Source organism: Phenylobacterium sp., assembly GCF_030697925.1.
In the GTDB taxonomy this organism is placed as follows: domain Bacteria; phylum Pseudomonadota; class Alphaproteobacteria; order Caulobacterales; family Caulobacteraceae; genus Phenylobacterium.
Window position 1 is genome coordinate 1 of sequence record NZ_JAUYOJ010000202.1, and the last position, 6,528, is coordinate 6,528.

Annotated in this window: 9 protein-coding genes and 1 pseudogene; 6 read left to right on the forward strand and 4 right to left on the reverse strand. The window is 67.4% G+C overall.

Going from position 1 to position 6,528, the window contains the following annotated elements:
• Nucleotides 1-117: pseudogene (locus Q8Q88_RS19365) on the forward strand (IS5/IS1182 family transposase); the annotation flags it as partial.
• Between the two features lie 56 nt (nt 118-173).
• Here the strand turns inward: Q8Q88_RS19365 and Q8Q88_RS19370 are convergent.
• A complete protein-coding gene (locus Q8Q88_RS19370) occupies nt 174-596 on the reverse strand; it encodes a hypothetical protein (RefSeq protein WP_305676823.1) in 423 nt (140 codons plus the stop codon).
• A gap of 218 nt (nt 597-814) precedes the next feature.
• On the opposite strand from Q8Q88_RS19370, the gene groES reads away from it, so the two are divergent.
• Nucleotides 815-1,102, forward strand: a complete 288-nt coding sequence (gene groES / locus Q8Q88_RS19375; protein ID WP_305676824.1) for a co-chaperone GroES — start codon at nt 815-817, stop codon at nt 1,100-1,102.
• 51 nt (nt 1,103-1,153) lie between these two features.
• Nucleotides 1,154-2,803 carry a chaperonin GroEL gene (groL, locus tag Q8Q88_RS19380; protein WP_305676825.1) on the forward strand — a complete coding sequence of 550 codons (1,650 nt, stop codon included), beginning with the start codon at nt 1,154-1,156 and terminating at the stop codon, nt 2,801-2,803.
• Between the two features lie 88 nt (nt 2,804-2,891).
• Here the strand turns inward: groL and Q8Q88_RS19385 are convergent, their stop codons facing one another.
• Complete coding sequence (locus Q8Q88_RS19385) at nt 2,892-3,245, reverse strand: phage holin family protein (RefSeq protein ID WP_305676826.1); 354 nt, start codon at nt 3,243-3,245, stop codon at nt 2,892-2,894.
• A gap of 71 nt (nt 3,246-3,316) precedes the next feature.
• On the opposite strand from Q8Q88_RS19385, the gene Q8Q88_RS19390 reads away from it, so the two are divergent.
• From Q8Q88_RS19390 to Q8Q88_RS19400, 3 genes are all read left to right on the forward strand, one after another.
• Nucleotides 3,317-4,015 carry a DUF6624 domain-containing protein gene (locus tag Q8Q88_RS19390; RefSeq protein ID WP_305676827.1) on the forward strand — a complete coding sequence of 233 codons (699 nt, stop codon included), beginning with the start codon at nt 3,317-3,319 and terminating at the stop codon, nt 4,013-4,015.
• 57 nt (nt 4,016-4,072) lie between these two features.
• Nucleotides 4,073-4,279, forward strand: a complete 207-nt coding sequence (locus Q8Q88_RS19395) for a 4-oxalocrotonate tautomerase family protein (protein WP_305676828.1) — start codon at nt 4,073-4,075, stop codon at nt 4,277-4,279.
• Nucleotides 4,280-4,373: 94 nt separating this feature from the next.
• Nucleotides 4,374-4,946, forward strand: coding sequence for a hypothetical protein (locus tag Q8Q88_RS19400; RefSeq protein WP_305676829.1), 573 nt, complete (start codon nt 4,374-4,376; stop codon nt 4,944-4,946).
• On the opposite strand, the gene Q8Q88_RS19405 is transcribed toward Q8Q88_RS19400, so the two are convergent.
• Both Q8Q88_RS19405 and Q8Q88_RS19410 read right to left on the reverse strand, forming a co-directional pair.
• Nucleotides 4,943-5,782: a TIGR00282 family metallophosphoesterase gene (locus Q8Q88_RS19405; RefSeq protein ID WP_305676830.1), complete on the reverse strand. Its 840-nt coding sequence runs from the start codon at nt 5,780-5,782 to the stop codon at nt 4,943-4,945. The two genes, Q8Q88_RS19400 and Q8Q88_RS19405, sit on opposite strands and share 4 nt — an antisense overlap.
• A 5-nt stretch (nt 5,783-5,787) precedes the next feature.
• On the reverse strand, nt 5,788-6,360 hold the full coding sequence (locus Q8Q88_RS19410; RefSeq protein WP_305676831.1) for a 5-formyltetrahydrofolate cyclo-ligase: 573 nt from the start codon (nt 6,358-6,360) through the stop codon (nt 5,788-5,790).
• Between the last annotated feature and the right edge of the window lie 168 nt (nt 6,361-6,528).

Below are 6,528 nucleotides of genomic sequence, written 5' to 3' on the forward strand. Positions count from 1 at the left end.
GAACGCTTCTTCAGCCGCATCAAGCACTTCCGGCGCATCGCAACCCGATACGACAAGCTCGCGTCCACCTTCATGGGCTTCGTCACCCTCGCCGCCATCATGCTGTGGCTCAAATAGCTAAATGGTCACCGCTACCTAGTGTCTCGCCCGCCGGATCCTGTCAGCAGCGGCGCCTATTTGGACGCGAGTTGGTCTGCGCCGGCGCAGGCGGCGGCGACCAAGGCCCGGTCGTCGGCGCTCTTGGCCGGGGCGGCGTTGCCGGTCCGCCAGTTGGCCGACAGCTCCAGCGGCTTGGAGGGGGTGTAGGACCCGATCACGATCAGCGTCTTGCCCTTGCAGTCGAGGGCCACGACGTTGCCCACGCCGTCCGGCTTGCCCGGCGCCGAGGGGCCCAGCCGCGGCTCGGCGCCCGGCTTGCTGATCGCCTGCATGACCACAACCCGGCCGGTCTGGACGTCGCGGTAGCTATAGTCGGCGTCGTAGGCCCACTGGATGCCCTTGTCGCTGGGCGTGCCATAGGGCTTCCAGGTCTCGGCCTGGGCGGCGCCGGCGGCGGCCATGACGGATAGGACGGCGATCGCAATGACGCGGCGCATGGAAATACTCCTGGTTCAAATTCCCTCGCCGCGACCCTATCTGGCCGGGCAAGCGGGCACAAAGCCGAATCCACATCCCTGGCTGAGCTTGACTTGGAGCCCCCCCGAGCCTACCTCCAGCCCGGCGTTAGCACTCAGGGGCGCCGGCTGCTAACGGCCCTGTCCCAAGCGCTTCCACCACAGCATTTTTCAACCGTCCCGAACGGAGACTTAAAGATATGGCGTTTCGTCCTCTGGGAGACCGCGTCCTCGTGAAGCGCGTCGAGGAAGAAGAAAAGACCAAGGGCGGGATCATCATCCCCGACACCGCCAAGGAGAAGCCGCAGGAAGGCGAGATCATCGCCGTCGGCCCCGGCGCCCGTGACGACAATGGCAAGATCCAGCCGCTGGACGTCAAGGCCGGCGACAAGATCCTGTTCGGCAAGTGGTCCGGCACCGAGATCAAGATCGACGGTCAGGATCTCCTGATCATGAAGGAAAGCGACGTCCTGGGCGTGGTCGAGTAACCCGCACGGACCCCCTTCCTCCCATCAACATCCCTCTGAAAGAGCAGGAAAATGGCCGCTAAAGACGTCTATTTCGCTTCCGACGCGCGCGACCGCATGCTGCGCGGCGTCAACATCCTCGCCAACGCCGTCAAGGTGACCCTGGGCCCCAAGGGCCGCAACGTGGTCATCGAGAAGTCGTTCGGCGCCCCGCGCTCGACCAAGGACGGCGTTTCCGTCGCCAAGGAAATCGAGCTGGCTGACCGCTTCGAGAACCTCGGCGCCCAGCTGATCCGCGAAGTCGCCTCCAAGACCAACGACAAGGCCGGCGACGGCACCACCACCGCCACCGTCCTGGCGCAAGCCATCGTCGTGGAAGGCCTCAAGTCGGTCGCGGCCGGCATGAACCCGATGGACCTGAAGCGCGGCGTCGACAAGGCCGTGACCAAGGTGATCGAGGAGATCAAGGCGTCCTCGCGCAAGGTCACCACCAACGCCGAGATCGCCCAGGTCGGCACCATCTCCGCCAACGGCGACACCGAAGTCGGTGAGATGATCGCCAAGGCCATGGCCAAGGTCGGCAACGAAGGCGTCATCACGGTGGAAGAGGCCAAGAGCCTTGAGACCGAGCTGGACGTCGTCGAAGGGATGCAGTTCGACCGCGGCTACCTGTCGCCGTACTTCATCACCAACGCCGACAAGATGGAAGTCGAACTCGAAGAGCCTCTGATCCTGCTCTTCGAAAAGAAGGTCTCCTCGCTGCAGCCCCTGCTGCCGGTGCTGGAAGCCGTGGTGCAGTCGGGCCGTCCGCTGCTAATCATCGCCGAGGACGTCGAGGGCGAAGCCCTGGCCACCCTGGTGGTCAACAAGCTGCGCGGTGGCCTGAAGGTCGCGGCCGTCAAGGCTCCGGGCTTCGGCGACCGCCGCAAGGCCATGCTAGAAGACCTCGCCATCCTCACGGGCGGTGAGCTGATCAGCGAAGACCTGGGCATCAAGCTCGAGAACGTCACCATCGACATGCTCGGCCGCGCCAAGAAGGTCTCGATCACCAAGGACGACACCACCATCGTCGACGGCGTCGGCGCCAAGGACGCGATCGAGGGCCGTATCGCCCAGATCAAGCGTCAGATCGAGGACACAACCTCGGACTACGACAAGGAAAAGCTGCAAGAGAGACTGGCCAAGCTGGCCGGCGGCGTCGCGGTGATCCGTGTCGGCGGCGCGACGGAAGTCGAAGTCAAGGAAAAGAAGGACCGCGTCGACGACGCCCTGAACGCGACCCGCGCGGCCGTGGAAGAAGGCATCGTCCCCGGCGGCGGCGTCGCTCTGCTGAAGGCCTCGAAGGTTCTCGACGGCTTCAAGGGCGACAATGACGACCAGGAAGCCGGCGTGGCCATCGTGCGCCGCGCCCTGCAGGCCCCGATCCGCCAGATCTCGGAAAACGCCGGGGTCGAAGGCTCGATCGTGGTCGGCAAGGTGCTGGAAAACCCGTCGCCGACCTTCGGCTTCAACGCCCAGACCGAGGAATATGTCGATCTGGTCGCGGCCGGCGTCATCGACCCCGCCAAGGTGGTTCGGACGGCTCTGCAGGACGCGGCCTCGGTCGCCGGCCTGCTGATCACCACCGAAGCCGCCATCGTCGAAGCCCCCAAGAAGGGCGGCGGCGGCCAAGCCGGCGGCATGGGCGGCGGCATGGGCGGCATGGGCGACATGGACTTCTAGTCCAGGCTCAAACGCTTACGAAGATCGAGGGCGGAGCCGAAAGGCTCCGCCCTTTTTCTATGTCAGCCCTTCTTGGCGTCTTTCTATGTCAGCCCTTCTTGGCGTCGCCGATGACGATGGCGCCGATCCAGCTCACCACGCCGGTGACGATCGCCGCGAGCAGGCCTGGGGCCAGACCCGTGACCGTGAAGCCCGGCAGCAGCCAGGCCACCAGCCCGATCATCGCGGCGTTCAGCACCAGCAGCCACAGGCCGAGCGTGATGACCGTGAGCGGCAGGGTGAGCACGAACAGGATCGGCCGCAGGATGGCGTTGACGATCCCCAGCAGCAGGGCGGCGATCAACAGGTCGACGATCCCACTATAGCTCACGCCCGCCAGCAGGTAGGCGGCGAGCGCGAGGCCGAGCGCCCCGAAGACGACGCGGGCGAGGAAACGGGTCATGCCGGACTCCATGAGGCTTGCGGCGGAGCTTTGCGCGCTTAAGTGTCGGCGGCAAGCGACGGAGACCATCCATGTTTGCGGCATTGGCGGCGGCCTTGGCCCTTGCGGCCCAGGGAACGTCCATCCCTCCTGAAGCCCTTGCGCCCCTGGCGCCCTCACCTCAGGCGACCGCCGCGGCCGCGCCTGTCACGACCGAGATCGCACGCGTCCGTGCGGACCAGGCGCGCCTGCCGCCGCCGCGCACCGACGCCGAGAAGCTGGCCCGGATGGGACGGCTCGACCAGGCTCCCCGCGTGGCGTTCGGAAAATTGGACCTGTCGGGACTTTCCGTCGAAGATCGAAAGGCGGCCATGAGCGCCATCTGGGGCGCCATCACCACGATCGACCGGGCCAACCAGGCCGAACTTCTCAGCATGGTCCCGGCCGAAGGGTGGTTCTTGTCCAGCCTGTACGGGCGCGAGGCGTCCGAGGCTGCATTCCACATCGTCCAGCATGCCGACCTAGAGATGCAGAAACGCTTCCTGCCGATCATCGAGCCCCTCGTGGCAAGGGGTGAGGTAAGCGGCGAGGCCTACGCCAAGATGTACGACAGGGTGTCCGTGCGCGAGGGGCGAGCGCAGCGCTACGGGTCGCAGTTCCGCTGCGAGGGCGGGAAATGGGTTCCGGACGCCCTGGAGGACGCCACCAAGGTGGAGGTCAATCGCAAGGCGATGGGCATGTCGACTTTCGCCGACCGCGTCGCCCACTTCGCGGCTATGCCGCCCTGTTGAGGCTTGCGGCGGAGCTTTGCGCGCTTAAGTGTCGGCGGCAACCGTCAAGGAGGTCCCATGCCCTACGTCAATATCCGCATCACGCCCGGCGCCACCGAGGCGCAGAAGGCCGAGTTGATCGCGGGGGCGACGGACCTGCTGGTCAAGGTGCTGAACAAGAACCCCGCCACCACCTTTGTGATCATCGACGAGGTGGAGACGCAGAACTGGGGCGTGGCCGGCGAGAGCGTGGCGGCGCGCAACCGCAAGGCCGCCGGCGGATAGTTTCAGCGCGGAGACCTTTCCGCCCCGCTTTGGCCTCAGGGCGCCGCCAGCTTGGCCGTGCGCCCGCTCCCCCAGGGCGCGAGGGATGAGTCCGATGCTGCGCAATCTTCTCCTGGCCGGCGCCCTGGCGGCGCTCGGCGTCCCCGCCTTCGCCCAGGCGCCGCCTGATCTGCCGGGTGGAGGCCTGTTCATCAGCCCGTCCGGCGAGCCGTTCCGCGGCGGCGAGGACAAGGCCGCCTGGTTCGCCGGGGCCGATGGCGACCATGACAGCGTCCTGACCCTGGCCGAGTTCCGGGCCGACGCCGCGCGGTTCTTCAAACTGCTGGACGTCAATGCCGACGGCCAGGTCGACGGGGCCGAGAACCAGCGCTACGAGCGCGAGATCGCCCCGGAGATCACCGGCATGAGCTTCGGCGGCCCGCGCGGCGGCGGACGGCCCGGCGAAGGGCGGTTCATCAAGCGCATCGGACCGAAGCAGGCGCCGCGCGAAGGCGCCGCACGCTTTTCCATGCTCAACGAGCCCCAGCCGGTGCGCGGCGGCGACGGCGACCTCAACCAGCGAGTCAGCGCCGAGGAATGGGCCAAGGTCGCCGGGCGACGGTTCGGGCTGCTGGACGCCGACGGCGACGGCAAGCTGACCCTCGACACCCTGCCGCGGCGACCCTAGCCGACGCTCACCGCCTCCAGCGAGGGCACGGATTCCTGTAGCCGGCCGCCGATGCGGATAGGCTCGACGCGGCGGGCCAGGCCGGTGGCGTCGTCGGTCTCCACATAGACCCCGCAGACCGTGGCCGGACCCTCGGCCGGCTTGAAACGGCCGCCAGAGACCCGTGTGGTGAACCGGCGCAGCGGCTCTTCCTTCTGGTTGCCGATGACGCTGTCATAGTCGGCGCAGGCGCCGGCGTCGGTCTGATAGGCGGTGCCGCCCGGCAGGATCTGGCAGTCGGCGGTCGGGACGTGGGTGTGGGTGCCCACCACCAGGCTGGCGCGGCCGTCGCAGAAGTGACCCATGGCCATCTTCTCCGAGGTGATCTCGGCATGCATGTCGATCACGATGGCGTCGACCGCCACACCCAGGGGGCAGGCTTCCAGCTCCCGGTCGACCGCACCGAACGGATCGTCGAGCGAATCCATGTGGATGCGCCCCAGCACGTTGACCACCAGGATGCGCTTGCCGGCCTGGGTCTCGAACATCTGCGAGCCACGGCCCGGCGTGTCGGCGAACAGTGGATAGTTGACCGGGCGGATCAGGCGCGGCTCGCGCACGATGTAGGTCAGGGCCTCCTTCTGGTCGAAGGAGTGGTTGCCGAGGGTCAGGCAGTCGGCGCCGGCGTCGAACAGCTCGCGCGCGGTGTTCTCGGTGATCCCGAAACCAGCGGCGGCGTTCTCGGCGTTGACGATGACGAACTCGAGGTCGAGCCGGCGGCGCAGGGCGGGCAGGTAGTCGGCGAGGCCATCGCGGCCGGCGCGGCCCACCACATCCCCGAAAAAAGCGAAACGCATGGAAATTAGTCCTTTCGGACGCGGATATAGCCGCTTTCGGTGAGAATAGCGTCCAACCTCTGATCGTGCGGCTCGCAGGGGACGGACCGCACCTCCTGGCCGGCATAGGCCAGGCCCAGGACGAAGACCGGCTTGTGGGCGCGCAGTTCGGCGATGGTGCGGTCGTAGTGGCCGCCGCCCTGCCCCAGCCGCCCACCCTGGCGGTCGAAGGCCAGCAGCGGACAGACGATCAGGTCGGGATGCAGCACCGGCGCGTGGCGCGGCGGAGCCGGCACGCCGAACAGGTCCGGCTGGGGCAAGTCGCGTTCGTCCCAGGCGCGGAACACCAGGGGCGCCTCGTGCGCCTCGCAGACCGGCAGGGCGAAGAAGGCGCCTGTGCGCGCCAGCCGGCGGATCAGCGGGCTGGGATCGATCTCCGCCCCCACGGCGTGATAGCCGCTGAAACAGGCGAAGGCGGGCAGGTGCTCGAGGACCAGGTGCTCGGCCGCGGCCTGGGCGGCATGGGGCGCGGCCTGGGCCAGCTTGCGGCGGCGGCGGCGAAGTTCCGCGCGCAGATCTGACTTGGTGGGATCGCCCAACTTGGTAGGATCTAAAGACACGCCCAGAGCATAGGCGAAGGGTGGCGGCGCCGCGAGAGCCGTGAAGGACGGTTGAATCCCCTCGACCTGGATAACCAGGTGGGCGCCGTTTTGCCCGGTCCCACGGGACCGGCCAGGGACAGCTCCCTTAGAGTGAATTAAGGTCGC